This is a genomic window from Streptomyces tibetensis, from assembly GCF_007655005.1.
Classification (GTDB): domain Bacteria; phylum Actinomycetota; class Actinomycetes; order Streptomycetales; family Streptomycetaceae; genus Streptomyces; species Streptomyces tibetensis.
The window spans coordinates 274,292-300,325 of the sequence record NZ_SZVW01000010.1 but is presented as its reverse complement, the minus strand read 5'-3'; the positions used below and the strand labels follow the sequence as shown (position 1 = coordinate 300,325).

20 protein-coding genes are annotated in these 26,034 nt (G+C 71.3%); 13 read left to right on the top strand and 7 right to left on the bottom strand.

The features are described from left to right. From FDO69_RS19225 to FDO69_RS19215, 3 genes are read right to left on the bottom strand one after another with little or no spacing between them, the layout of a single operon-like run. Positions 1 to 3,060 carry an alpha-mannosidase gene (locus FDO69_RS19225; RefSeq protein ID WP_104781065.1) on the bottom strand — a complete coding sequence of 1,020 codons (3,060 nt, stop codon included), beginning with the start codon at positions 3,058 to 3,060 and terminating at the stop codon, positions 1 to 3. 56 nt (positions 3,061 to 3,116) lie between these two features. Further along, entirely contained in the window at positions 3,117 to 4,457 is a 1,341-nt protein-coding gene (locus FDO69_RS19220) for a 6-phospho-beta-glucosidase (RefSeq protein ID WP_104781064.1), read from the bottom strand. Beyond that, positions 4,454 to 5,218, bottom strand: a complete 765-nt coding sequence (locus FDO69_RS19215; protein ID WP_104781114.1) for a DeoR/GlpR family DNA-binding transcription regulator — start codon at positions 5,216 to 5,218, stop codon at positions 4,454 to 4,456. Before FDO69_RS19215 ends, FDO69_RS19220 begins: the two co-directional genes overlap by 4 nt. Positions 5,219 to 5,367: 149 nt before the next feature. Here FDO69_RS19215 and FDO69_RS19210 point away from each other — a divergent pair, with 149 nt between their 5' ends. The 9 genes from FDO69_RS19210 (at position 5,368) to FDO69_RS19170 (ending at position 18,107) form a co-directional block, all read left to right on the top strand. Further along, entirely contained in the window at positions 5,368 to 6,420 is a 1,053-nt protein-coding gene (locus FDO69_RS19210) for a carbohydrate kinase family protein (protein WP_104781063.1), read from the top strand. 46 nt (positions 6,421 to 6,466) lie between these two features. Next, complete coding sequence (locus FDO69_RS19205; protein WP_104781062.1) at positions 6,467 to 7,744, top strand: ABC transporter substrate-binding protein; 1,278 nt, start codon at positions 6,467 to 6,469, stop codon at positions 7,742 to 7,744. Positions 7,745 to 7,870: 126 nt separating this feature from the next. Continuing rightward, positions 7,871 to 8,755 (top strand): carbohydrate ABC transporter permease, encoded by an 885-nt coding sequence (locus FDO69_RS19200; RefSeq protein WP_104781113.1) that lies wholly within the window; start codon positions 7,871 to 7,873, stop codon positions 8,753 to 8,755. Next, complete coding sequence (locus FDO69_RS19195; protein ID WP_104781061.1) at positions 8,752 to 9,600, top strand: carbohydrate ABC transporter permease; 849 nt, start codon at positions 8,752 to 8,754, stop codon at positions 9,598 to 9,600. The genes FDO69_RS19200 and FDO69_RS19195 overlap by 4 nt, the downstream gene beginning before the upstream one ends. Before the next feature lie 110 nt (positions 9,601 to 9,710). Further along, entirely contained in the window at positions 9,711 to 10,697 is a 987-nt protein-coding gene (locus tag FDO69_RS19190) for an alkaline phosphatase family protein (RefSeq protein WP_267896246.1), read from the top strand. Next, positions 10,694 to 13,627, top strand: coding sequence for a glycoside hydrolase family 2 TIM barrel-domain containing protein (locus FDO69_RS19185; RefSeq protein WP_104781060.1), 2,934 nt, complete (start codon positions 10,694 to 10,696; stop codon positions 13,625 to 13,627). Before FDO69_RS19190 ends, FDO69_RS19185 begins: the two co-directional genes overlap by 4 nt. Positions 13,628 to 13,690: 63 nt before the next feature. Beyond that, positions 13,691 to 15,526: a LamG-like jellyroll fold domain-containing protein gene (locus FDO69_RS19180; RefSeq protein WP_104781059.1), complete on the top strand. Its 1,836-nt coding sequence runs from the start codon at positions 13,691 to 13,693 to the stop codon at positions 15,524 to 15,526. 18 nt (positions 15,527 to 15,544) lie between these two features. Next, positions 15,545 to 17,227, top strand: coding sequence for a PHP domain-containing protein (locus FDO69_RS19175; RefSeq protein ID WP_104781058.1), 1,683 nt, complete (start codon positions 15,545 to 15,547; stop codon positions 17,225 to 17,227). 52 nt (positions 17,228 to 17,279) lie between these two features. Continuing rightward, positions 17,280 to 18,107 carry a PaaX family transcriptional regulator gene (locus FDO69_RS19170; RefSeq protein WP_104781111.1) on the top strand — a complete coding sequence of 276 codons (828 nt, stop codon included), beginning with the start codon at positions 17,280 to 17,282 and terminating at the stop codon, positions 18,105 to 18,107. Here FDO69_RS19170 and FDO69_RS19165 read toward each other — a convergent pair. Genes FDO69_RS19165 through FDO69_RS19150 form a run of 4 tightly spaced genes read right to left on the bottom strand, consistent with a single transcriptional unit; the run spans position 18,098 to position 21,879 of the window. Further along, positions 18,098 to 18,553 (bottom strand): MaoC family dehydratase, encoded by a 456-nt coding sequence (locus tag FDO69_RS19165; protein ID WP_097221949.1) that lies wholly within the window; start codon positions 18,551 to 18,553, stop codon positions 18,098 to 18,100. The genes FDO69_RS19170 and FDO69_RS19165 overlap by 10 nt on opposite strands. An 8-nt stretch (positions 18,554 to 18,561) precedes the next feature. Next, on the bottom strand, positions 18,562 to 20,064 hold the full coding sequence (locus FDO69_RS19160; protein WP_104781057.1) for an acyl-CoA synthetase: 1,503 nt from the start codon (positions 20,062 to 20,064) through the stop codon (positions 18,562 to 18,564). 10 nt (positions 20,065 to 20,074) lie between these two features. Continuing rightward, on the bottom strand, positions 20,075 to 20,950 hold the full coding sequence (locus tag FDO69_RS19155; RefSeq protein ID WP_104781110.1) for an amidohydrolase family protein: 876 nt from the start codon (positions 20,948 to 20,950) through the stop codon (positions 20,075 to 20,077). An 11-nt stretch (positions 20,951 to 20,961) separates the two neighbouring features. Next, a complete protein-coding gene (locus FDO69_RS19150; protein ID WP_104781056.1) occupies positions 20,962 to 21,879 on the bottom strand; it encodes an SDR family NAD(P)-dependent oxidoreductase in 918 nt (305 codons plus the stop codon). A 189-nt stretch (positions 21,880 to 22,068) separates the two neighbouring features. Between FDO69_RS19150 and FDO69_RS19145 the strand changes: the two genes are divergently transcribed. From FDO69_RS19145 to FDO69_RS19130, 4 genes are all read left to right on the top strand, one after another. Then, positions 22,069 to 22,494 carry a MarR family winged helix-turn-helix transcriptional regulator gene (locus FDO69_RS19145; RefSeq protein WP_104781109.1) on the top strand — a complete coding sequence of 142 codons (426 nt, stop codon included), beginning with the start codon at positions 22,069 to 22,071 and terminating at the stop codon, positions 22,492 to 22,494. Between the two features lie 80 nt (positions 22,495 to 22,574). Continuing rightward, on the top strand, positions 22,575 to 23,921 hold the full coding sequence (locus FDO69_RS19140; RefSeq protein ID WP_104781055.1) for an MFS transporter: 1,347 nt from the start codon (positions 22,575 to 22,577) through the stop codon (positions 23,919 to 23,921). Then, on the top strand, positions 23,918 to 25,288 hold the full coding sequence (locus FDO69_RS19135) for an alpha/beta hydrolase family protein (protein ID WP_104781054.1): 1,371 nt from the start codon (positions 23,918 to 23,920) through the stop codon (positions 25,286 to 25,288). Before FDO69_RS19140 ends, FDO69_RS19135 begins: the two co-directional genes overlap by 4 nt. After that, positions 25,285 to 26,028 carry an IclR family transcriptional regulator gene (locus tag FDO69_RS19130; RefSeq protein ID WP_104781053.1) on the top strand — a complete coding sequence of 248 codons (744 nt, stop codon included), beginning with the start codon at positions 25,285 to 25,287 and terminating at the stop codon, positions 26,026 to 26,028. Before FDO69_RS19135 ends, FDO69_RS19130 begins: the two co-directional genes overlap by 4 nt. Positions 26,029 to 26,034: the final 6 nt, after the last annotated feature.

Below are 26,034 nucleotides of genomic sequence, written 5' to 3'. Positions count from 1 at the left end.
TCAGCCCCTTTGCAGGCGCAGGGTCAGGATCTGGAAGGGCCGCAGCGTGAGGGCGACGGCCCCGTCGGTGATCTCCGCGTCCTCCAGCGGGCGTTCCAGCAGGTCGGTGATCGCCGCGCCGGCGAGCGGGAACCCGGTGCGCAGGGCGCCGGTGGCGCGGCCGCCGCGGGACTCGTAGAGCCGGACGACGACATCGCCGGAGGCGTCGTCGGCGAGCTTGACGGCCTCCACGGTGATGCCCTCGCCCTCGGCGGAGACCACCGGTGCGGGAGCGCCGGCCGCGTCGGCCACCCGCAGCGGCAGGTTGAGGGCGTAGCCCTCGGCGACGGCGTCCTCGACGGTCGCGCCGGGCAGTAGGGCGTAGGTGAAGCGGTGGCGGCCCTGGTCGGCCTCGGGGTCCGGGATGCGCGGGGCGCGGACCAGGGAGAGGCGGACGGTGGTCGTGGTGCCGCCGTCCTCGCGGACCGTGCGGGAGACGTCGTGGCCGTACGTCGAGTCGTTGATGACGGCGACGCCGTAGCCGGGTTCGCCGAGGTGCACCCAGCGGTGGCCGGAGACCTCGAAGCGGGCCGCCTCCCAGGTGGTGTTGGTGTGGGTGGGGCGCTGGATGTGGCCGAACTGGATCTCGGCGGAGGAGTGCGCGGCCCTGATGTCGACGGGGAAGGCCGCCTTGAGGATCTTCTCGGTCTCGTGCCAGTCGATGTCCGTCTCGATGTCGATGCGGGGGCTGCCGGCGCGGACGGTGATCGTCTGGGTGATCGTGGAGCCCTTGCCGAAGGCCCGCTCGACGCGGACGGCACCGATCAGTGGGTCCTGCTCGACGACCGTGACGGACGAGGCGTCCAGCAGGTCGGTGTAGCGGTTCTTGTAGTGCTTGTCGATGTCCCAGGCGTCCCAGTAGTTGGGCAGATCCGTGTGCAGCCGGAGCAGGTTGCCGGGCTCGGCGAGGACCTCGCGGCCGGCGCGCAGGTCGCGCACGGAGGACAGAGTGCCGTCTCCGGCCACCTCCACACGGACCAGGCCGTTGTCGAGGACCAGGCCGTCGACGGTCACGGGCTGCGGGGGTGCGGAGTCTGCGAGGGGTGCGGAGTCGGCGAGGGGTGCGGAGCCGTTCGCGGGCACCTGCACGTACACCGGTGCGCCGTCGGCCGCGCGGACCACGTCGGCGCGGTCGTAGGGGCTGGTGTTGAAGGCGCGGGGTGCGCCGGCGCCCAGCGCGGCCACCGCCTCCGTGGTCAGGGCGTGCAGCTCCTGCGCGACGCGGGCGTACTCGGCCTCGGCCTCGCGGTGCACCCAGGCGATGGAGGAGCCGGGCAGGATGTCGTGGAACTGGTGCAGCAGCACCGTCTTCCAGAGCCGGTCCAGCTTCTCGTGCGGGTAGGTGTAGCCCGGTGCGTGCAGAGCGGCCGTGGTCGCCCAGAGTTCGGCCTCGCGCAGGAGGTGCTCGCAGCGGCGGTTGCCCTGCTTGGTGCGGGCCTGGGAGGTGTAGGTGGCGCGGTGCAGCTCCAGGTAGAGCTCGCCGACCCACACGGGTGCGTCCGGGTACTCCGCGCGGGCCTTGGCGAAGAACTCGTCGGGATGCTCGACGACGACCTTCGCGGAGCCCTCCAGGTCCGCCAGCCTGCGGGCGCGTTCCATGATCTCGCGGGTGGGGCCGCCCCCGCCGTCGCCCCAGCCGAAGGGGGCCAGGGAGCGGGAGGCGCCGCCCTTCTCCGCGTAGTTGCGGACCGCCCGGGACATCTCCTCGCCGCTGAAACGGGCGTTGTAGGTGTCGACCGGCGGGAAGTGGGTGAAGATCCGGGTGCCGTCGATGCCCTCCCACCAAAAGGTGTGATGGGGGAACCTGTTGGTCTGGTTCCAGGAGATCTTCTGGGTGAGGAACCACTCGTTGCCGGCGAGCTTGGCGAGCTGCGGGTAGGCCGCGTTGTAGCCGAAGGAGTCCGGCAGCCACACGCCCTTGGTCTCGATGCCGAAGTGCTCGATGAAGAACCGCTTGCCGTGCACGAACTGGCGGGCGACGGCCTCGCCGCCGGGCAGGTTGCCGTCGGACTCGACCCACATGCCGCCGACCGGCGCCCACTGGCCGTTCTTGACCGACTCCTGGATGCGGGACCAGACCTTGGGGTAGTTGTCGCGCACCCACTCGTACTGCTGGGCCTGGGAGCAGGCGAAGATGAAGTCGTCGTACTCGTCGGCGAGCGAGGTGACGTTCGAGAAGGTGCGGGAGGTCTTGCGCTTGGTCTCGCGGATCGGCCAGAGCCAGGCGGAGTCGATGTGGGCGTGGCCGACGCCGGAGATCGTGTGCGCGCTGGCGTGCGCGGGCTTGGACAGCGCCGGCTTCAGCGCTTCGCGCACCGCGGCGGCGGAGCCGGAGATGTCGTCCAGGTCGAGGAGGTCCATCGCCCGGTCGAGTGCGTGCGCGATCTCGTGCCGGCGCGGGTCGTGCTCGCCGAGCTCCAGCATCAGCTCCCGCAGCACCTGCACGTCGAGGTCGAGGTGCCAGACCTCCTCGTCGAGGATCGCGATGTCGGCGCTGCGGAAGGTGTAGAGGGGCTTGTCGCCCGCGGTGAGCTTGTCGCCGAGCCAGGTGACCTTGGAGAAGTTGTCCGCGAGGATGTCCGGGTTGGAGGCGGCTTCGACCAGGTAGTCGACGCTCTCGCCGCCCTGTGCGGGGTTGGCGATCGCGACGTACTGGTTGAGCGGGTTGACGGCCTTCAGGGGGGTGCCGTCGGTGAGGTGCACGAGGGCCTCGGCCTGGTTGCCGGGCCAGTCGCCGACGAAGCCGAGGTCGATGACGGCCTCGACGCGCTTTCCCGCCCACTCGGCGGGCACCTGTCCGCGCATGCGGAACCACGTGGTGCCCCAGGGCGGACCCCACGGGGTGCCCATCGTGAACGGCTCGTACGGGGCGGCGGCGGCCTCCTCGAACGGGACCGGCTCCCCCGGGGCCTGCCAGGCCTCCACCTCGAAGGGGACGGTGGCCGCGTAGACCGCGGACTTGATGCGCTGGTCGTGAAGGCGCTGCACGCGCTCCTCGATGCGGCGGCTTTCGTCGTGCATGGGATGTCTCCAGGAAGCGGGGAAGAGCGGCTGGGAAAGCGCTTACCTCTCGGTGGTCACCTAAGGTACGCCAGCCCGGGATGGACCTCGGTATAGCCCTCGACCAGCCTGCGGGCCACGTTGACGGAGTCGACGAGCGGGTGCAGGGCGAAGGCCTTGACGGCGGTCGCGCGGGAGCCGGATTCGGCGGCGGCAAGCACCTCGCGCTCGACGGCCTTGACCGCGCAGACCAGGCCCGTGGCGTGGTCGGGCAGCGGGTCCACGGTGACGGGGTGGGCGCCGTTGGCGTCGACGAGGCAGGGCACCTCGATGACGGCGCCGGTGTCGAGAACCGACAGCGTGCGCTGGTTGCGGACGTTGAGGATCAGAGTGGTGCGCTCGTCCCGGGCGATCGCCCGCATCAGCGCCAGGGCCACCTTCTCGTAGCCGCCGGACAGGTCGTCCTCGTCGCGTTCACCGGCGCCCGCGGTCTCGCGGTTCTCGGCCATGTACGTGGCCTCGCGCTCGGCGCGGGTGCGGTCCCAGACCGTGAGGGCGGGGGCGTCCGGGTTGGCCATCTCGGCGTAGAAGCGGGCTTGCTGGTCGTGCAGGAAGGCGCCGCGGGTCTTCTCGGCCTGCTGGTAGGCGCGGACGGCCTCGCGGTTGAAGTAGTAGTAGTGCAGGTATTCGTTGGGGATCGCGCCGAGGGAGCGCAGCCAGTCGGCGCCGAAGAGCTTGCCCTCCTCGAACGAGCCGAGCAGGTCGGGGTCGGCGAGCAGGCGCGGGAGCTCGTCGCGGCCAGCGACGCGCAGGCCCCGCACCCAGCCGAGGTGGTTGAGGCCGACGTAGTCGATCCACGCCTGCGCCGGGTTCTCCACGCCGAGCACCCGGGCGATGCGGCGGCCGAGACCGACCGGGGAATCGCAGATGCCGATGACGCGGTCACCGAGGTGGCGGGACATGGCCTCGGTGACCAGGCCGGCCGGGTTGGTGAAGTTGATGACCCAGGCGTCGGGGGCGAGCCGGGCCACCCGTCGTGCGATGTCGACGGCGACCGGGACCGTGCGCAGGCCGTAGGCGATGCCGCCCGCGCCCACCGTCTCCTGGCCCAGCACTCCCTCGGCCAGGGCCACGCGTTCGTCGTTCGCCCGTCCCTGCAGACCGCCGACGCGGATCGCGGAGAACACGAAGTCGGCGCCGCGCAGGGCGTCGTCGAGGTCCGTGGTGGCGCTCACCTCGGGTGCGTCAGGGACGCCGGCCGCCTGTTCGGCGAGGACCCGTGTCACCGCCGACAGCCGTCCGGCGTCCAGGTCGTGCAGGACGACGTGGGTCACCCGGCCCTCGGCGTGGTCCTGCAGGAGCGCCCCGTACACCAGCGGCACGCGGAATCCTCCGCCGCCCAGAATCGTCAGCTTCACGCTTGCACCTTTCCCGCCACGACCACCTCGACGCCCGCCTCCTGGAAGGAGGCTCGCGTCGCCGCGTCGACCGGCTCGTTCGTCACCACCGCGTCCAGGTCCTCGGGACCGCAGACCTTCGCCATCCCGTTCCCGGGGAACTTCGCCGCGTCGGCGAGCAGCACCACCTTCTCGCCGGCCTTGATCATGGCCCGCTTGACCGGCACCTCCACGACCGTCGTGTCCATGACCTGCCCGCCGGGCCGCACCCCGCTGGTGCCGAGGAAGAGCCAGTCGGCGTGCAGCTGGCGCAGGTTGTCCTCGGTGAGGAAGCCGACCAGGGAGCGATACTCGCGGCGGACCATGCCGCCGAGCAGGACCAGCTCGATGCCCTCGTCGTCGGCGAGTTCCTCGTAGACCACCAGGTTGCTGGTGATCACGGTGAGCCGGCGGCCGTGCAGCTGCCGGGCCAGCCGGTAGGCCGTCGTACCGATGTCCAGCAGCACCGACTGACCGTCCCGCACCATCGCGGCGGCGCGTTCGGCTATGGCGTCCTTCTCGGTGACGCGCACCTCGGCGACCTCGGCGAAGGGCTGGTCGCCCTCCTCCACGACGGCGCCGCCGTGCACGCGGGTGAGCAGTCCGTCTTCTTCCAGTTTGACCAGGTCACGCCGGATTGTGGCAGGGCTCACGCCCAGCTGCTCCGAGAGGTCGGTCACGGCCGCGGGCCCGCCGGCACGCAGGGCCCGCAGGATGAGTTGGTGTCGTCGTTCAGCCAGCACGGCGTGCACATTACTCGTCATCTTCAATCATCGCCATGCTTATTTCTGCTCGGGTATTGACCAATCTCGCCGAGCGGCGCACGATTCCGGTCACCGAAATGAAGAGTTTTGACGATCTCCGTCGAAGCCGTGAGCGAGAGGACACATCCGTGGACGACGACCGGCCCGATGTGCTGCTGACCGGGCTGCTCTTCTACGACCTCGTCCTCACGGGGCTCGGCAGGCCGCCCACACCGGGCGAGGAGATCTGGACCGAGGGCATGGGCTGTGGCCCGGGCGGCATCGCGAACCTCGCCGTCGCCGCCTCCCGCTTCGGCCTGCGCACGTCCCTGGCCACGGTGTTCGGTGACGACTTCTACGGCGAGCACTGCCGGGACGTCCTCTGCGACCAGGAGGGCGTCGACCTCTCGCTCTCGCGCACGGCCGACGGCTGGCCGACCCCGGTCACCGTCTCCGTCGCCTACGGCCACGACCGGGCCCTGCTCACCCACGGCCAGGAGCCGCCGTACTCGCAGGACGTGCTGATGGGCGACCCGCCCGACGCGCGGACCGCCCTGGTGCACCTCGAGGCCCGGCCGCGCGAGTGGCTCGCGAAGGCCGCCGCGAACGGCACGCAGATCTACGCCGACGTCGGCTGGGACCCGACCCAGGAGTGGCCGACCGCCCTCCTGGAGCAGCTTTCCCTGTGCCACGCCTTCCTCCCGAACGAGACCGAGGCGATGGCCTACACCCGCACCGACAGCGCACTGGCCGCGCTCGGCACGCTCTCGGAGCTCGTGCCGGTCGCCGTGGTGACGCGGGGCGGGGACGGCGCCATCGCCGTCGACCAGATCACCGGCGAGTACGCCGAGGTGCCGGCCCTGGACACCGACGTCCTGGACGCGACGGGCGCCGGCGACGTCTTCGGCGCGAGCTTCGTCGCTGCCTCCCTCGGCGGCTGGCCGCTGGCGGAGCGGCTGCGGTTCGCGGTGCTCGCGGCCGGGCTGTCCGTCCGGCACCACGGCGGCGCCCTCGCGGCCCCCGGCTGGTACGGCATCGCCCGCTGGTGGCGCTCCCTGAGCGACCCCGGACTGCGACGCGCCTACGGCTTCCTGGCCGACCGCGTCCCGGCCGATCCCGGGCCGCCCGTGCACCACGCCCCCGTCACCCCGCCCGCCCCTCACATCCCCGTCGGTCCGCGAGCCTGCGAAGGGCCGCACTGACCCTCTCACCCCTCTCCACGTCGAACAGGAACAACAGGAGTGACCCGTGGACCTTTCTCGTAGAGGCTTCCTCCAGGCCGCCGCGCTCACCGCGGCCGCCTCCGGTCTGACCGTCGCATGCGGCGGCGGATCCGGATCGGCCGGCAGCAAGAACGGCAAGAACCTCACCTTGTGGTACTGGGGAGGCGCGCTCAGCGACAAGGTGGTCGCCGAGGCCAAGACGCACTTCAGCGGCCAGGTGAAGCTGACCGCCGCCTCCATAGGCGGCGACTTCAAGCAGAAGCTGACCACCACTCTCGCCGCGGGCGCCTCCGTGCCCGACATCACCGGCATCAAGGGCGAGGACATGGCGTCCTTCCTGCCCAACGCCGGCCGCTTCCTCGATCTGAACGACCTCGGCTTCAAGAAGATCGCGTCCCAGTACCTGGACTGGAAGACCAAGCTCGCCCGGACCGAGGACGGCAAGCAGATCGGTTTCCCGATCGACATCGGTCCGACCGCCCTCTTCTACCGAGCGGACCTGTTCGACAAGGCCGGGCTGCCCACCGACCCCGACAAGGTCGCCGCCCGGGCCGGAACCTGGGAGGAGTACTTCGCGCTCGGCACCGAACTGCACAGGAAGGTGCCGGGCACCTACCTGGTGAACAACATCGGCTCGGTCTTCAACATGGCGGTCGGACAGGGCACCGAGCGGTTCATCGACAAGGACAACCGCTTCATCGGCGACCAGGACCACATCCGCAAGGCGTGGACCACGGCGGTCCGTCCCTACACCCTCGGTCTCGACGCCAAGATCAACGACAACACCTGGAACGCCGCCGTCGGCAAGACCCTGACCACCGAACTCGGAGCCGCCTGGCACGCCCTGGACATCGAGCAGGCGGCCCCGAAGACCAAGGGCAAGTGGCGGGTCTGCGCGATGCCCGGTGGACCGGCCAACCAGGGCGGCTCCTATCTGGCCCTGCCCAAGCAGTGCCGGAACCCCGAAGAGGCGTTCAAGATCATCAGCTGGATCCTCAGCCCGGAGAACGACGCCCGCGGCTTCACCGACGCCGCCATCTTCCCCGCCGCACCGGCGGCCTACTCCATGTCGGCCATGACGGGCGGTGACCCGTTCTTCGGCGGGCAGAAGATCATCGAGGTCTTCGGTCCTGCCGCCAAGGCCATCCCGTCCAGCTACGAGGCACCCGCCGACGCCGCCGTCATGGCGCCTTTCATGACCGAGCTGTCCAGCATCGAGGCCAAGGGCAAGAAGCCCGACGACGCCTGGAAGGACGCGGTCGGTCAGGCCAAGCAGATCGCCCGGCGGCAGGGGGTGAGCTGAGCGATGGCTTCACCTCCGGTCACCGGTTCCGCCGCGGTGCCCCGGCACCACGGCGGGCCCGGCCCGGCCCGCTTCCGCCCGCGGCGCACGCCGCCCGCGGACACCGTGCGGCCAGGGCGCCGCGGAGTGCTGTCGCACTGGCGGCAGTACCTGGCGATCTCGCCCTTCTTCCTGATCTTCGGCGTCTTCTCGTTCTTCCCGGTCTTCTACTCGCTCTACCTCTCCTTCCAGCGCTGGGACGGCCTGGGCACGGTGCAGTTCGTGGGCCTGCAGCAGTTCCGGTTCCTGTGGGACGACCCGGTCTTCTGGCTGTCGATCCGCAACACCCTGGTGATCTGGGTGCTGTCCACCGTCCCCACCCTGTTCGGCGCCCTCGTGCTGGCGACGCTGCTGCATTCGGTGCGCCGCTTCAAGGGCTTCTACCGCATCGCCCTGTACATACCGAACGTCACCTCGATCGTCGCCGTGTCGATCTTCTTCGGCGCGGTGTTCAGCAACAACTTCGGCCTGGTCAACGCGATCCTGGGCACGGTCGGCATCCCACCCGTTGCGTGGCTGAGCAATCCGTGGCTGATCAAACTGGTCATCGCGCTGCTGATGACCTGGATGTGGACCGGCTACAACATGATCATCTACCTGGCGGGCCTGCAGGCCATCCCCACCCAGATCTACGAGGCGGCCAAGCTGGACGGGGCCGGACCGATCCGCACGTTCTTCCGGATCACCGTGCCGATCATGCGGCCCATCATCCTGTTCACCGTCGTCATCTCGACCATCAACGGCCTGCAGAGCTTCAGCGAACCCCAGGTCCTGTTCGGCAGCAACGCCGCCAACCCCAACCTCGGCGGCCCCGGCCAGGCGGGCCTGACCACGCTCCTGTACTTCTACCAGTCGGCCTTCGTGAACAACGACTACGGCTACGGCGCGGCCATCGTGTGGGCCTTCTTCGTACTGATCATGGTGCTGGTCGTCATCAACTGGCGTGTCGTCCAGCGCGGGAGGAAGTCATGACCCCAGTGCTCCCGAGGCGGTCCCGGCGTCCCAGGGGCCTGACCGCGCACATCGTCCTCGGCCTGGCCGTCCTGATCTCGGTGTTCCCGTTCATGTGGACGATCGTCATGGCGACGAACACCACCGAGGACATCTACAAGAGCCCGCCGAAGCTGACCTTCGGTTCCCACCTGCTGGAGAACGTCCGGCACGTGCTCGACACCATCGACTTCTTCGGGTCGATGCTGAACACGCTCGTCGTCGCGACCGTCACGACCGTCCTGGTCCTGTTCGTCGACTCCCTGGCGGCTTTCGTCTTCGCCAAGTTCGACTTCCCCGGCCGCAGGGCGCTGTTCGCCCTGCTGGTGGGGTTCATGATGCTGCCGCTCCAACTGGCCGTCCTGCCGCAGTTCATCCTCATGTCCGACATCGGCTGGGTCGGCACGCTCAAGGCCCTGGTCCTGCCCGCCCTCGCCAACGCCTTCGGCATCTTCTGGCTGCGCCAGTACATCGAGAACGGCGTGCCGGACGAACTGCTCGACGCCGCGCGCATCGACGGCGCGGGATTCTTCCGCCAGTACTGGAACATCGTGCTGCCGATGATCAGGCCCGCGCTGTCCTTCCTCGCCATCTACGCCTTCGTCGGCGCCTGGAACGACTACATCTGGCCGCTGATCGTCCTCAACGACCCCGGCCACCTCACCCTTCAAGTGGCGCTCGCCCAGCTCCACGTCGGCCACACCACCGACTACAGCATGGTCATGGCCGGTGTGCTCATGGCGTCCGTGCCCCTGGTCGTCGTCTTCACGCTCTTCGCCCGCGGCTTCATCGCGGGCGCCACGGAGGGGGCGGTACAGGGCAGTTGACGCGCCCCGGAAGGGGCGCGGGGAACTGCGCGACCGGCCACGTCGGACGCGCAGCCAAGAACCGGCAGCCGGTCCCGAGCTCGTAGTGGTCGCACCAGGGAGGCACCCCCGTGACGGACGTCAACACCGAGGCCCGACGCCCCAAGGTACTCGTCGTCGGCATGGACGGCCTCCGCCACGACCGACTGACCCGCTCACCCGCCAACGCCCCGGTTCTGCACGCCCTGATGGCCCACGGCACCGTCGGCACGAGCCTGCTGCCCTACGGCCGATCCGACGACGAGACCTCGTCCGGCACGGCCTACACCGACTCCGGCCCCGGCTGGTCGAGCATCCTCACCGGGGTGTGGCCCGACCGCCACGGCGTCACCGGCAACGATTTCAAGGGTGCCGACTACCCCCGCTACCCCGACTTCCTGACCCGCGCCGCCACCGCCCGGCCCGGTCTGCGCACGGCCGCCGCGGTGTCCTGGCCGGCCCTGGTCCGCCGGGGCACCCTCGGCCGGGCCATCGGCCGGCGGGTGCGCTACAACGGCGAATCCAGGGGCTACGAGACCGCGGACCGCCGCGTCGCCCGCACCGCCCTGCGCTGGCTCACCAAGTCCGACCCGGACGTCATGTTCGTGTACTTCGGCGCCACCGACGAGGCCGGCCATGCCACCGGCCCCCTCTCCCCCGCCTACGACCGGGCCCTCCACGCACAGGACACCCACCTCGGGCACCTGCTGGACGCGATCGAGGCCCGAGCGTCGGCTCCCGGCCGCGCCCGGGAGCGCTGGACCGTGCTGATCACCACCGACCACGGCCACCTCGACTCCGGCGGCCACGGTGGCGACTCGCGTGCCGAACGGGAGGTCTTCGTCATCCTCGCCGAGTCCGACGGCCCCGGAGGCCTCCGGCTCACCGAACCCGGCGGGTCCGAAGGCACCCCGCTCGACGCGCCCCGCGGGCCCGTGAGCACCCGGCTCGACGGGCCCCGCCTCGTCGACATCGCCCCCACCGCCCTGGACCGACTCGGCATCCCCGTCGACCCCGCCTGGGGGCTTCAGGGCCGCGTCCTGCCCCGCCCCATCGCACCGACTTCGGAATGGTCATGACCGACGAACGTCCCGATCCCCTGATCGCCCTGCGTCCCTGGGAGGCCCCCGAGGTGACCTCCTGGGGCCGGCTGCCGATGAACGCCGTCGACCGGCGCCCCGGAGCCGTCGTGCTCGACGGCGACTGGCGCTTCCAGCTGCTGCCCGCGCCCGACGCCCCGCTCGGGGAGGTCTGGTCGTCGTCGTACGTCCCCGGTGTCTGGACCGTGCAGGGCACGGACGATCTCCCGCGGTATCTGAACGTCCGCATGCCGTTCGCCGAGTTCCCGCCGCACGTGCCCGCCGCCGACCCGACCGGGGTGTACGAGCGTTCCGTGGACGTGCCCGCCGAGTGGGCCGGGCGGCGGATCGTGCTTCAGGTCGGGGCCGCCGAGAGCGTGCTGCTGGTGCACGTGGACGGGCGGCCCGTCGGGATCTCCAAGGACTCGCACCTGGCCGCCGAGTTCGATCTGACGGGCCTGGCGCGCCCCGGGGAGCGGGCCACCGTGCGCCTGACCGTGGTGAAGTGGTCGGACGCCTCGCACATCGAGGACCAGGACCAGTGGTGGCACGGCGGGATCACCCGCTCGGTGCTGCTGTACGCCGTCGACCCGCTGCACCTCGCGGACGTGACCGTGCGGGCCCGGCGGGACGGCGACCTGCTGGTGGACTGCCGGGTGCGGGACACGGGCGGGGCGCTGCCCGAGGGCTGGTACGTCAGCGGGGAGCTGGAGGGGCACCTGCTCACGCAGGACGCGGAGTTCGACCGCGCCAACGCCGAGGACGAGCGGGTCTCCGGCTTCCTCGGCGAGGCCCGGCTGCGCGCCACCGTGCCGGCGGTGCGCACCTGGAACGCCGAGACACCCGAGCTGTACGGCCTGACCGTCCGCCTGCACCGAGCCGACGGCACGATCGCCGACACCTCCCGGCACCGGGTCGGCTTCCGCGACGTGACGATCAGCGGCCGGGACCTGCTGGTCAACGGCGAGCGCGTGTTCATCCGGGGCGTCAACCGGCACGACTTCCACCCGCTGACCGGGCGGACGGTGACGTCCGACGACATGCGCGCGGACCTCGTCCTGCTGAAACGGTTCGGCTTCAACGCGATCCGCACCGCGCACTACCCGAACGACCCGGCCCTGTACGACCTGGCGGACGAGCTCGGGTTCTACGTCGTCGACGAGGCGGACATCGAGTCCCACGACCACGCCCACGAGGTCGCCGACGACCCGCGTTACCTGAGCGCCTTCGTGGACCGGGTCTCACGGATGGTGCTGCGGGACAAGAACCACCCGTCCGTCATCATCTGGTCGCTGGGCAACGAGTCCGACTACGGCGCGAACCACGACGCGGCGGCGGGCTGGGTACGCCGCCACGACCCGACCCGGCCGGTGCAGTACGAGGGGGCCGCCAAGCGCGGCTGGGCCGATCCGGACGTGGCCTCCGACATCGCCTGCCCGATGTACGCGCCGCTGGAGGACTGCCTGGCCCACGCCATGTCCGGCACCCAGACCAAGCCGCTCGTCCAGTGCGAGTACTCGCACGCCATGGGCAACAGCAACGGCACGCTGGCGGACCATTGGGAGGCCATCGAGACCACCCCGGGTCTTCAGGGCGGGTTCATCTGGGAGTTCTGGGACCACGGCATCCTCCAGCGTGTGAACGACGGCAGACCGGCCGGGCGTGGGGGCGCCGGGCTGTATGACAACGGTGTCGCCGCGCCCGGTCATCGCTGGGCGTACGGCGGCGACTTCGGTGAGACCGACCACGACGGCGCCTTCATCGCCGACGGGGTCGTCTTTCCCGACCGCACTCCCAAGCCCGTGATGTTCGAGCATCGGGAGATCGCCGCGCCGGTGCGGATCGAGTCCTTCCGGCACGAGGGCGTGGTCCTGGGCAACCACCAGCACTTCAGGGGCCTGGACTGGCTGGCCGGCGAGTGGGAGCTGTCCCTCGCGGACGGCACGACCCTGACGGCTCCGGCCGAGCTGCCCGAGCTGCGGCCCGGCGAGACGGCCTCGGTGCCGCTGCCGCTCGCGCTGCCGGAGGACGGCGGCGAGGCGTGGCTGACGCTGCGGGTCACGACGGCCCGGGACGAGCCGTGGGCGCCGCGCGGCACTGTCGTGTGCCTGCCGCAGGTGCGGTTGCGGGCGGCACTCCCGCCGGCGCACACCCGGGTCCCGGACGGCACGGTCGAGGTCGACGAGGACGGGCTGCTGGTCCATCCGCTGCTGACGGCCGCGCCCACGCTGTCACTGTGGCGGGCGCCGACCGACAACGACGAACTGGGCGGCATGGCGGCCCGCTGGCGGGACTGGGGGCTGGACGCGCCCGCCCGCAGGGTCGTCTCCGTACGGCGCGAACCGGGCCGCGTGGCCGTGGTGTCCGACTACCTCTGCGCGGGCGGGACCGTCCGGCACGAGCAGGTGCTGACGGCCGTGACGGACGGGCTGTTCGTCGAGGAGTGCGCCGAACTGCCCGAGGCGCTGTACGACGTGGCCCGGGTGGGGACCGTGTTCGAGACGGCCGCCGGACTGAACCTCCTCGAGTGGTTCGGGCAGGGCCCCTGGGAGTCGTATCCGGACCGGGCCGCGGGCGCGCCGGTCGGCCACCACAGCCTCCCGGTGGACGAGCTGTTCACGCCGCATCTGCGGCCTCAGGAGAGCGGCGGACGGCACGGTGTGCGCCGGTTCACCCTGTCCGCGCCCGACGCCACCGGTCTCGCGGTGCGGCTGGACCGGCCCCGTCAGGTGTCCGTGACCCGGCATCGCGCCGCCGACCTGGCCGCCGTCGCGCATCACGACGAACTGGTGCCGCGGGCCGGGTGCGTGGTGCACATCGACGCGGCGCACCGCGGGCTCGGCACGGCGTCGTGCGGGCCCGACACCTTCGCCTCCTATCTGGTGCCGGCCGGCGTCCACCGCTGGAGCTGGACGCTGCGCGTTCTCTGAGACCTCCTCCCCTCTCCTCTCCGTCACACCCTTCACCCCTCTCAGTCACCCCATGGAGCACCCATGTGCGTTTCGCACGACCACGACCCGGGCGAAGCGCCCCAGGCCGGTGCCGGAAGACGCGGTTTCCTCCGCGCCACCGCGCTGCTCGGCGCGACCGCCGTCGCAGTGAGCGCATTCCCGGCCGTCACCGCGCAGGCGGCGCCCGCGAGCCGGCGTCCCGATCCGCGCAGCCGCCGCTTCACGCTCGCGGTGATGCCGGACACGCAGTACCTCTTCGACGGTCCGAGCATCGACAGGGCTCCGGTGGAGGCGTCGCTGCGCTACCTGCTGGAGCACGGCGGGGAGGAGAACATCGTCTTCCTCTCCCACCTCGGCGACCTCACGCAGAACGGCACGAAGGAGGAGTTCGCCGCGATCGGTGAGGCGTTCCGGCTGCTGGACCGGCAGGGTGTCGGCTACAGCGTGCTGGCGGGCAACCACGACGTGAAGTCGTCGACGACCGACCAGCGCGGCGCCACGGCGTATCTGGACGCCTTCGGGCCGCGGCGGTTCGAGGGGAAGCCGACGTTCGGCGGCGCCTCCCCGGACGGCTACAACACCTGCCACCGGTTCGAGGCGGGCGGCCGGGAGTGGCTGGTGCTCGCGCTGGACTGGCGGCTGTCGCCGCAGGGTTACGCATGGGCGAAGGGTGTCCTGGCGAAGCACCCGAAGACGCCGGTGATCCTCACGACGCACGAGCTGGTCGTCGAGGACGACACGTTGTCGGACTACGGGCAGCAGCTGTGGGACCAGCTGATCGAGGACCACGACCAGATCTTCCTGGCCCTCGGCGGGCACTACTGGCCCGCCGGACGCGCGACGCGGAAGAACGCGGCCGGGCACGACGTCCATCTGCATCTGACGAACTATCAGAACCGATATTTCGGCGGCGCGGCGATGATCCGTCTCTACCGGTTCGACCTGGACCGCGGCGTCATCGACGTGGAGACGCTCTCGCCGTGGATCCTGGGCCGGGCCGCGAAGGGGCTCAACGAGCTGGAGCGGCAGGAGATGGAGCTGAGCGGCGACGCGGACCGGTTCTCCGTCGAGATCGACTTCGAGGAGCGCTTCTCCGGTTTCGCGCCCGTGCCCGCCCGTCCGGCCCGGCCCGCCTCGAAGCTGCTCGTTGCGGGCACGATGGCCTACTGGCGCTTCGACGAGCCCGTCCACGGCACGAACGGCACGGTCCGCGACCTGTCCGGCCGGGGCAACGACCTCTTGCTCGTCACGGTGGGCGGCGGCACGCTGGACTGGTCGGCCGACCACCACCCCGACCAGCCGGGCCACGGCAGTCTGGAGTTCCAGGGGTTCAAGTCCCCGCTGAAGGGCGCCTATCTGCGCACGGTCGACGGCGCCCCGCTGAACGGGGCCACCTTCAAGGACGGATACACCATCGAGGCGTTCTACCGACTGCCCTCCGACTGGGACCCGGACCACAACGCCTGGTCGGGTCTGGTCTCCCGCACGGGCACGGGCGGCGCCGCCGGGAAGACCGCCGACGACCCGGACGAGCCCCTGGCCACGCTGTCGCTGTCCAACGACCGTGAGCCGCAGTGGGCGATGCGCCCGCTGAACCAGCAGGGCATCGCCACCAACTGGGGCCAGGAGACTCCGCTGGAGACCTGGTGGCACCTGGCGGTCGTCAACGACGGCAGGCACACCACGCTGTACGTCGAGGGCTGCCCGGTGGTCCGCAACCCCAAGGCGTCCGCGGTCGGCGTCACCTCCGTCGGACTGCCTTGGCTGCTGGGCGGCTACGAGTACGGCGGGAAGATCGACCAGATCTTCCACGGAAGGCTCGGCGACGTCCGGATCGTCGCCCGGGCGCTGCCCGTCACCTCCTTCATGAACCACTGATCCCGAAGGGCCCCGATCATGACCGAGCAGCAACTGCCCGTCTGGGCCGATCCGTCCGTCTCCCCCGATGCCCTCGATCCCCAGGGCGTCTCCCGCCGCGGGCTGCTGCGCCGCGCGGGCCTGTTCGGCGCCGCGTTCGCCCTCGGCTCGGCGGCGACTTCCCGGACACCCGCCCTGGCGGCAGGTGACAGCGGCCGGCTGGGCGGTGAGGACCCGCGTCTGGCCTACCTCGTCGGCGACCACCACATCCACTCCGTCTACAGCCACGACGCCAAGTACACCTTCTCCCAGCTGGCCGCGAAGGGCGCCGAGTACGGCCTGGACTGGATGGTGTTCACCGAGCACTCCAACTTCGGGCACGCCGACTTCGGGGCCGCGATGGAGCACGGGGAGATCCTGAAGGCGCGGGCGCAGAACCCGCGACAGCTGATCTTCCAGGGCCTGGAGTGGTACATCCCGGCCGCCGAGCACTGCACGGTGTTCACCGCGCCCGGCCCGCACGAGGTCGACGTGCTGACCCGCTTCGAGAGCGCCTACGACGGCAAGCTCCTCGCCTACGACAAGGGCGGACCCGCCGACGCGGACACCGCCCGCAACGAGGCGCACGCCGTCAAGGCCGTCAAGTGGCTTGCCCAGCAGCGTCGTTCGGGCTACGTCGACGACGTACTGGTGCTGGCCAACCATCCGATGCGCCTCGGCATCGACTCCCCGCACGAGATGCGCGCCTGGCGGGACGCGGCGCCCGAGATCATGATCGGCATGGAGGGCGCGCCCGGTGCGCAGGGTGCGGCCATCCCCGGCTGGCGCGGCGCCACCTCGATCCGCGGCGAGTACGAGAACAAGCCGTCCGCGCAGTCCTGGCCCGGCTACCCCGCGGACGCCTACCTCACGTACGGCGGGTTCGACTGGGCGACCGCGACCGTCGGCGGTCTGTGGGACTCGATGCTCGCCGAGGGCCGGCTGTTCTCGGTCACCACCAACTCCGACGCCCACCGGATCGTCTTCGACACCTGGAAGAACGGCGACTGGCGGCCCGGGCAGACCTTCGACAACACCGGGAAGCTGCCCGACCCGGTGAACACCGACTCCCCGCAGCCGGGCAGCGACTTCTGGCCCGGCCAGTTCAGCCGTACCCACGTGGGCGTGACCCGGTACGGCTACCGCGCGGTCATGTCGGGGATGCGCGCGGGCCGGGTCTGGCTGGACCACGGGCATCTGCTCGACGGGCTCGACGTCCGCCTGACCCGGGACCGCGACCGAGGCCGGGGCGTGACGCTCGGCGGCCGGCTGCGGGTCCGCAAGGGCGACAGGCTCACCCTGAACGTCACGGTGACGACCGCCTCCCGGCCCAACCCGCAGGGGATCCTGCCCGAGTTGGCGCATGTGGACGTCATCCGCGGCGCGGTGCGCGGGCCGGTCGCCGACCGCGACGACTGGAAGGCCCCGGACACGCGGGTCGTCCGGACCGAGGACGTCTCAGGCCGCAAGGGCACCTACACCCTGCGCGTTCCCCTGACGGCCGGCGAGGAGTCCTTCTACGTCCGGCTGCGCGGCAGTGACGGCAACCGCCACGGCGCCGGCTACCTCGGCGCCTCGGTCGACCCGCACGGGCCCGTCCCGCACGCGCCCGGGGACGGTGATCCGTGGGCGGACACCTGGTTCTACTCGAACCCGGTGTTCGTGGACGTCGAGGGGTCCTGACCCGGCGTACCAGCAGGTCACCGACGGATGGAGCGGAGGTACGGTGGGCCGCGTGACCGGTGAAGAGCCGCTGCGGCCCCAGTCCCTGATGCTGACGTTCCTGGGCGACCAGGTGCTCGGCCGTGACGTGTGCGTGTACTCGGGAAGCGTCATCGACGTCTTCGCCCGGGCCGGGATCGGCGAGCAGGCGACGCGCTCCACGCTGAGCCGCATGGCGGGCCGTGACCTGCTGCGCCGGCAGCGCGAGGGCCGCCGGATGTACTTCGGGCTGACCGAGCGCTCGGAGGCGGTGCTGCGCGACGGCGAGCAGCGGATCTGGCGGACGGGTGCCGTCAACCGCCGGTGGGACGGCACCTGGACGCTGCTCGGCTTCTCCCTGCCGGAGTCCTGGCAGCGCCAGCGGCACGACCTGCGCTCCCGGCTGACCTGGAGCGGCTTCGGTCCGCTCTTCAACGGCTTGTGGATCGCCCCGGGCGAGGTCGACGTGTCGGCCCTGGTGGCCGAGCTCGGCCTGTCCGCCCATGTGAAGGTCTTCCGGGCGCACGCGGACACCGGCACGGACATCGGCCGGATGATCGAGGAGACGTGGGAGCTGTCCGACCTGGCCGGGCGCTACGCGGGGTTCGTACGGCGCTGGCAGTCGTGGGAGGACGACCTGCCGGAAGCCGACGACGCCCTCATGCTGCGGCTGCGGCTCCAGACGGAGTGGTTGCAGATCGTCCGGCGCGACCCCCGGCTGCCCGTCGGGCACCTGCCGGACGACTGGCCGGCCGAGCAGGCCGAGAAGACGTTCCGGACGGTGCACGAGCGGCTCTCACCGCTCGTCCGCGACGCCTCGGAACGCCTTCTGGACCTGGTGCCCGCGCGGCCTCAGGCGTAGAACCGCGACAGGCTCTGCAGCACGGCGGCGGGCTTGGTGGCGCCCTCGATCTCGATGGCGCCCTCGACGGTGATCTGCACGCCGCCCGGCACCTCCTCGACCTCGGCGAGCTTCGCCGTGAGGCGGATGCGGGAGCCGACCTTGACGGGTGAGGGGAAACGCACCTTGTTGAGGCCGTAGTTGACCTTCGTCGTCACTCCCTGGACGTCCAGCAGCTCGGTGAACAGGGGGATGAAGAGGGACAGCGTGAGGTAGCCGTGCGCGATGGGGGCGCCGAAGGGGCCGTCCTTGGCGCGCTCGGGGTCCACGTGGATCCACTGGTGGTCGCCCGTGGCGTCGGCGAAGGTGTCGATGCGCTCCTGCGTCACCTCGATCCACTCGCTGGTGCCGAGGTCGCTGCCGGCGAGCTTCTTGAGTTCGTCGAGGCCGTTGACGGTGATGCTCATGCGGATCCTTACTGCTTGCCGTAGCGGGTACGGACACGGGACTTGAGGAGTTTTCCGGAGGCGGTGCGCGGGAGTTCGTCCGCGAGGACCACCGACTTCGGGATCTTGTACTTGGCGAGGCGGCCCGCGAGCGAGGCGAGCACCTCGTCGGGGTCGAGGACGGCGCCCTCGCGGGGTACGACGACCGCGCGCGGCACCTCGCCCCACTTGTCGTCCGGCACCCCGATCACCGCGCACTCGGCGATGTCCGGATGGGCGAGGAGCCGGTCCTCGATCTCGGCGGGGTAGACGTTCTCGCCGCCCGAGATGATCATGTCTTTGATGCGGTCGACGATGTGGACGTAGCCGTCCTCGTCGACGTGTGCGGCGTCGCCGCTGCGGAACCAGCCGTCCGCGAAGGAGGCGGCGGTCTCCTCGGGCAGCCCCCAGTAGCCGGGCATGACGTGCGGGCCGCGCACGACGACCTCGCCGACCTCGCCGACGTCGGCCGGCGCGAGGTCCGGCCGGACGACGCGGACGTCGCTGAAGAAGTGCGGCACACCCGCCGATCCCGCCTTGCTCACGGCGTGCTCGGCGTCCAGGAACAGCGTGCCGGGGGCGGCCTCGGTCATGCCGTAGCCCTGGAGGAAGGTCAGACCTCGCTCCTGGTAGGCGGTGATCAGCGGGGTAGGGACCGGGGAGCCGCCGCAGGTGAGGATGCGCAGCGAGGACAGGTCGGCGTCGGGCCAGCGCGGGTGGCGGGCCACCTGGTCGAACATCGTGGGCACGCCGAACATGAAGGTGATCCGGTGCCGTTCGATGAGGTCGAAGGTGGCCTCCGGGTCGAAGGCGTCGACCAGGACGCAGGTGCCGCCCTTCAGCAGGACCGGCAGCGTCAGCATGTTCAGACCCGCCGTGTGGAACAGCGGGGCGGAGACCAGGGCGCGTTCGTCGGCGATCAGGTCGGTGTCGACGAGGACGTTGACCGCGTTCCAGGTGAGGTTGCCGTGGGTGAGCATGGCGCCCTTGGGGCGGCCGGTCGTGCCCGAGGTGTACATGATGATGCAGGTGTCGTCGGCGCCCACCGGTTCGTCGACCGGCTCCTGTGACGCCTCCGCGACGGCCGCCTCGTACTCGCCGCCCACCTCCAGGTAGAGGCGTACGTCCGTGCTGCCCGGCAGGCCCGCGACGAGACCCGCGTAGGACGGGCCGTAGACGAGCGCCCGCGCGCCGGAGTCGGCGAGCTGGTAGGCGATCTCCGGTCCGGCGAGGCGGATGTTGAGCGGGACGAACACCGCGCCGAGCGTGCCGGCCGCGAACAGGGTCTCCAGGTAGGAGGGATGGTTCGGGCCGAGGTAGGCGATGCGGTCGCCGCGGCGCACGCCCCGGGCGCGCAGGGCGTGGGCCAGGCGGGTGGTGCGCTCGTACAGCGTGCCGTAGTCGGCGGACGTGTCGCCGTGGATCAGGGCGGGGCGGTGCGGGGTCTTGCGGGCCCGGCGTGCGGGCCACGACCCCAGTCCCTCGTTGCGCATGTCACGCCCCTTACGGTGTCGTCAGCCCGAGCAGGCGGGCGGCGTTCTCCTTGAGGATCTTCGGCCGGACCTCTTCCTTGATCGTCAGCTTGTCGAAGTCGGCGAGCCAGCGGTCGGGGGTGAGGACGGGGAAGTCGGAGCCGAAGAGCACCTTGTCCTTCAGCAGGGTGTTCGCGTACTGCACGAGCTGCGGCGGGAAGTACTTCGGCGACCAGCCGGACAGGTCGATGTGCACGCCCGGCTTGTGGGTGGCGACGGCCAGGGCCTCGTCCTGCCAGGGGAAGGACGGGTGCGCCAGGATGATCTTCAGGTGCGGGAAGTCCGCCGCCACGTCGTCCACGTGCAGGGGGTTGGAGTACTTCAGCCGGATGCCGCCCCCGCCGGGGACTCCGGCACCGATGCCCGTCTGGCCGGTGTGGAAGAGGGCGATCGCACCGGTCTCCTCGATCACCTCGTACAGGTCGTACGCCACCGCCCGGTCGTTGGGGAAGAACCCCTGGATGCTGGGGTGGAACTTGAAGCCCTTCACCCCGTACTCCTCGACCAGCCGCCGGGCCTGCCTGACGCCCGCCCTGCCCCGGAAGGGGTCGATGGAGGCGAAGGGGATGAGGACGTCGGCGTTAGCGGCGGCCGCCTCGGCGACCTCCTCGTTCGGGACGGGCGGGGTGCCGGTCGCGGACTCGGCGTCCACGGTGAAGATGACGGCGGCCATGTTCCGCTCGCGGTAGTAGGCGGCGGTCTCCTCCAGCGTCGGCTTCCGCTTTCCCTCGACCTTGAAGTAGGCCGAGGAGGCGTCGTGCAGGTCGTCGTCGAGGGAGGAATGACCCTGGGAGGACACTTCGGCGTGGGTGTGGACGTCGATCGCGACCAGGTCGTCGACGTTCATCGAGCGGTCCATCACGCCTCCGGGAACTTCGGCGCCGGGATGCCGACCGACTGGAGCTCGGCACCGACCGAGGTGGGCCAGGCGTCGGCCAGGGTGCCGGGGGTCCAGCCGCCGTCGGCGTAGGCCGCCCTGATCTCCTGCGGATGCGACCAGAGTGCCACCTTGTCGCCGCCGATGCCGATGGCCTGGCCGGTGACGCCCCGGGCGGCCTCCGACGCCAGGAAGGGGACCAGGGCGGCGCAGTCCTCGGGGGTGCCGAAGCCCTCGCCCTTGCGCAGGAAGTCCGGCAGCGGCTCGCCGCTCCTCATGGCCTCGATGTACGGGGCGAAGGCCGGGATGGTCTCGGTCATCGCGGTGGCCGCGACCGGCACGATCGCGTTGACGGTGATGTTCGCGCGGCCCAGCTCCATCGACCAGGTGCGGGCCATGGCGGCGATGCCGGCCTTGGCGGCGGCGTAGTTCGTCTGGCCGAAGTTGCCGCGCTGCCCGGCCGGGGAGCCGACCAGGATCAGCGAGCCGCCCTCGCCCTGCTCGCGCATCCGCACGGCGGCGGCGCGGGCGCAGGTGAAGGTGCCCTTGAGGTGGGTGGTGACCACCGCGTCGAAGTCCTCGTCGGTCATCTTCCACAGCACCTTGTCGCGCAGGATGCCCGCGTTGGTGACGAGGACGTCGAGCCGGCCGAACTCCTCGACCGCACGGTTCACCAGCCGCTCGGCGGCCTCGGTGGTGCCGACGGGGACGACTTCGGCGACGGCCCTGCCGCCCGCTTCCGCGATGGACTTCACGGCCGCCTCGGCCACCGCCTCGTCGACGTCGTTGACGACCACGGACGCGCCGTGGGCGGCCAGGGCATGGGCGTAGGCGAGGCCGAGGCCGCGACCGCTGCCGGTGACGACGGCGACCTTGCCGGAGAGATCGATGCTGGACACGGGTGGGTCCCTTCGCACGGGTTCGACTGCGAGATCGAAGCTAAGAGCAATAATTGTTGACGTCAATAGTTGTTGCCGACCCATGGGTGCGGGATGCTGGAATCGGCAGGAAGCAGCACCGAGCCCAGGGAGCCCGTCATCACACGCGAGAACGTCACCGCGAAGCCCATCGACGCCCACGAGCCGTGGATGCGCGGCCTGCACGCCGACACGGGCTACCTGCTGTACCGCCTGGGCCTGCGCTCGGGCCAGCTCTTCAACGCCTGCCTCCAGGAGTCGGGCCTGCGCCTGCGCCACTACGCGGTGCTGCGCTTCCTCGCCACCACCGACGGCGCCCTGCAGCGCGAACTCAGCGCGCGGCTCGGCTACGACCCGAGCGCGATCGTCGGCCTGGTCGACGACCTGGAGAAGCTCGGCTTCGCCGAGCGCCGCCCCTCCCCCGACGACCGCCGGAGCCGGATCGTCGTCCTGTCCGAGAGCGGCCGCGACTTCCTCCGCGACACCGCCGACGACGGCCTGCGCGTGACCGGTGAACTGCTCGGCCCGCTGGACCCCGCCGAGCGGGAGACGCTGCACGCGCTGCTGCTGCGGATCGCGGAGGACGGCCTGAACTGATGTTGTGCAAATGATTGACGGCTGCACGATGGATGCATAACTTCACGGACCAACCGCGCCCCGTCCCCAGGGAGCCCACCGTGCAGCCATCTCCGTCCACCCCCCAACCCTCCCCCGATTCCCGGCAGTTGCGCCGGGTCGCCGTGTCCGGCCTGCTCGGCACGACCGTCGAGTTCTACGACTTCCTCGTCTACGGCACCGTCGCCGCGCTCGTCTTCGGCGAGCTGTTCTTCCCACGGGCCGACCCGGCCGTCGGCACCATCGCGGCGTTCGGCACGTTCGCGGCCGGCTATCTCGCCCGGCCGCTCGGCGGCATCGTCTTCGGGCACTTCGGCGACCGGATCGGCCGCAAGTCGATGATGCTGCTGACCATGGTCCTGATGGGATCCGGCAGCTTCCTCATCGGCCTGCTGCCGACGTACGACACCATCGGCGTCTGGGCGCCGGTGCTGCTGATCGCCCTGCGCGTGGTGCAGGGCATCGCGATCGGCGGCGAGTGGGGCGGCGCGATGCTGATGGTCGTCGAACACGCCGAGCACGCCCGTGGTGCCCGGCGTGGTCTGTGGTCCAGCTTCACCCAGCTCGGCGCCCCGCTCGGATCCGTACTGTCGGCCGGTGTGGTCACGCTCGTCGCCACGCTGCCGGACGACGACTTCCGCTCCTGGGGCTGGCGGGTGCCGTTCCTGCTGAGCGTCGTGCTGCTGGCCGTCGGCCTGTTCGTGCGTCTGAAGGTCGCCGAGAGCCCGCTGTTCGCGCAGGTCAGGAGGGAGCCGGTGGGCCGGCCCCCGATCGTGGAGGTGCTGCGCCGCCCGAAGCCCGTGCTGCTGGCCGCCTGCGTGGGCATCGGCGCCTTCACCGCCCAGTCGCTGCTGACCAGCTTCATGATCTCCTACGCCGTCGACGAGGGCTACACCCGGCCGCAGGTGCTGACCGCGGTGACCGTCGCCTCCTGCGTGGCCCTCGTCGTCCTGCCCGCCGCCTCCGCCCTGTCCGACCGGGTCGGGCGCCGGCCCGTCGTCCTCGCCGGTGCCGTCGCCTCGGCGGCGCTCGCGTTCCCGGTGCTGGCCCTGGTCGACTCCGGCTCGCCCGGCCTGCTGATCCTCGCGCTGGCCGTGGGTCACGGCGTCGCCCAGTCGACGATGTACGGCCCTCTGGGCGCCCTGCTCACCGAGATGTTCGGCACCCGCGTCCGCTACACCGGCGCCTCCCTCGGCTACCAGGGGGCGACCCTGATCGGCGCCGGGTTCTCCCCGCTGATCGCGGGCAGCCTCCTGGCCTCCTTCGGCGGCGGCAGCACCCCGGTGTCGCTGTTGCTGTGCGCCGGCGCGGCCGTCACCGCGGTCACCGTGTGGCGGCTGCGCGAGACGCACACGGACGCCCTGGACTCCCCCACCGCCGCCCCCGCCCTGGAAGGAACCCCGCGTTGAGGATCCGCCTCGCCCTGCTGACCGCCTGCCTCTGCCTGGGAGCGACCGCCCTGCCGGCGCAGGCCGCCGCCACCGGCTCCCACCTGGAGGGCCGGCTCTCCTCCGGCGCCGCGTACGTGATGGACGTCCCCGCGTCCTGGAACGGCACGGTCCTGCTCTACAGCCACGGGTACTCCCCGGCCGGTGCCCCCAACCCGGCCCAGAACGCGCCCGGTTCCGCCGCACGCGACAAGCTGCTGGCCCAGGGGTACGCCCTGATCGGCTCCTCGTACGCGACGAACGGCTGGGCGATCGCCGAGGCGGTGCCCGACCAGCTCGCCACGCTGGACCTGTTCACCCAGAAGTTCGGCGCGGCCCGGCGGACGCTCGCCTGGGGCACCTCGTACGGCGGCTTCGTCACCAGCACCCTCGCCGAGCGGCACGCCGGCCGGTTCGACGGATCGCTGTCGATGTGCGGTCTGGTGCAGGGCGGGGTCGCCAACTGGAACAGCACCCTGGACCCCGTGTTCGCGCTGCGCACACTGCTCGCCCCGGACTCCGGTGTGCGGCTCGCGGGGTTCACCGACCAGGCCGAGGCGGTCGCCGCCGGCAAGGCGCTCACCTCGAAGGTCGACGCGGCCCAGCAGACGCCCGGGGGCCGGGCCCGGATCGCCCTGGCCGCCGCCCTGCACAACATCCCCGGGTACAACGACGCCTCGCAGACCGAGCCGGGCCCCGGCGACTGGAAGACCGCGCAGTCCAACCAGTACGCCGCCGTACGGGGTCTGCTCCAGCTGCCCGCGTTCAGCTGGCGGCAGGAGGCCGAGAGCCGGGCGGGCGGCAACCCGTCCTGGAACACGGGCGTCGACTACTCCTCGATGCTCGCACGGTCCCCGCTGTACAAAGAGGTGACGGAGCTCTACAAGGAGGCGGGACTGTCCTTGCGTACGGACCTCTCGGCCCTGGGCCGGGCACCCCGGGTCGCCGCCGACCCGTCCGCGGTGCGGTGGATGCGGAACACCAGCGTGCTCTCCGGCCGCCTCAGCGACCCCCAGCTGAACATCCACACCACCGGTGACGCCCTGATCCCGGTGCAGTCGGAGAGCGCCTACCGACGGGCCGCCACCGCTTCGGGCGCCGCCGGGCTCCTCCGCCAGGCGTACGTGAACGCGCCGGGCCACTGCACCTTCACCCCGGGCGAGACACTGGCCGCCCTGCACACCCTGGAGCACCGCCTGGACACCGGCCGCTGGGACACCTCGCCGGGCGCCCTCAACTCCCGTGCGAAGGCGGAGGATCCGAAGACCGAGCCCCGCTACCTTCCGTACCGTCCGAGCACCTACCCCCGCCCCTACGATCTCGCCCACCCGACAGACGCCCGGCCATGACCGCCCCCACCGCGCCCGACCGGCTGCTGTCCGTGCTCGCGGCCTTCGACCACGAGCACCCGGCGCTGTGCCTGACGGACATCAGCCGGCGGGCCGGGCTGAGCCTGACGACCGCGCACCGGCTGGTGGGCGCGCTCACCGAGTGGGGCGCCCTGGAGCGGGACGAGTTGGGCGTCTACCACGTCGGGCTGCGGTTGTGGGAACTCGCCGCGCTGGCCCCGCGCGGCCTCGCGCTGCGGCAGATCGCGCTGCCGTACCTGGAGGACCTGTACGAGGCGACGCACGAGAACGTGCAGCTGGCCGTGCGGGACGGCCGGGACGTCGTCTACATCGAGTGGCTGTCGGGGCGGTCGGCGGTGGGTGTGCACATCCGCGTCGGCGCCCGCTGGCCGCTGCACGCCACCGGGGTCGGCCTCGCCCTGCTGGCCCACGGCGACCCGGTGTTCCAGAAGGAGTACTGCGCGGGCGAGCTCGCCTCCTTCACCCCGCACACGATCACCGGACCGGAGCGGCTGCGGCGGGTCCTCGCCGAGGTGCGCAGGTCTGGGGTGGCGGTGAGCGACCGTCAGGTCACGGAGGACGCCCTCTCGGTGGCCGCGCCGGTGCGCGGCGCGGACGGCACGGTGACCGCCGCCGTGTCGATCGTGGTGCCCCACGCCGACGCCCAGGTGGCGGTCCTCGGCCCGGCGGTGCGGGTGGCGGCGCGGGGGATCTCGCGGGCGCTGGGGTGGCGGCCCTGAGCGCTG

Excerpts from the sequence above, each read along its gene's own strand:
- FDO69_RS19155 (WP_104781110.1), bottom strand. The coding sequence starts at position 20,950 with ATGAACGTCGACGACCTGGTCGCGATCGACGTCCACACCCACGCCGAA.
- FDO69_RS19165 (WP_097221949.1), bottom strand. The coding sequence starts at position 18,553 with ATGAGCATCACCGTCAACGGCCTCGACGAACTCAAGAAGCTCGCCGGC.
- FDO69_RS19130 (WP_104781053.1), top strand. The coding sequence starts at position 25,285 with ATGACCGCCCCCACCGCGCCCGACCGGCTGCTGTCCGTGCTCGCGGCC.
- FDO69_RS19185 (WP_104781060.1), top strand. The coding sequence starts at position 10,694 with ATGACCGACGAACGTCCCGATCCCCTGATCGCCCTGCGTCCCTGGGAG.
- FDO69_RS19180 (WP_104781059.1), top strand. The coding sequence starts at position 13,691 with ATGTGCGTTTCGCACGACCACGACCCGGGCGAAGCGCCCCAGGCCGGT.
- FDO69_RS19175 (WP_104781058.1), top strand. The coding sequence starts at position 15,545 with ATGACCGAGCAGCAACTGCCCGTCTGGGCCGATCCGTCCGTCTCCCCC.
- FDO69_RS19145 (WP_104781109.1), top strand. The coding sequence starts at position 22,069 with ATGCGCGGCCTGCACGCCGACACGGGCTACCTGCTGTACCGCCTGGGC.
- FDO69_RS19160 (WP_104781057.1), bottom strand. The coding sequence starts at position 20,064 with ATGCGCAACGAGGGACTGGGGTCGTGGCCCGCACGCCGGGCCCGCAAG.
- FDO69_RS19195 (WP_104781061.1), top strand. The coding sequence starts at position 8,752 with ATGACCCCAGTGCTCCCGAGGCGGTCCCGGCGTCCCAGGGGCCTGACC.
- FDO69_RS19225 (WP_104781065.1), bottom strand. The coding sequence starts at position 3,060 with ATGCACGACGAAAGCCGCCGCATCGAGGAGCGCGTGCAGCGCCTTCAC.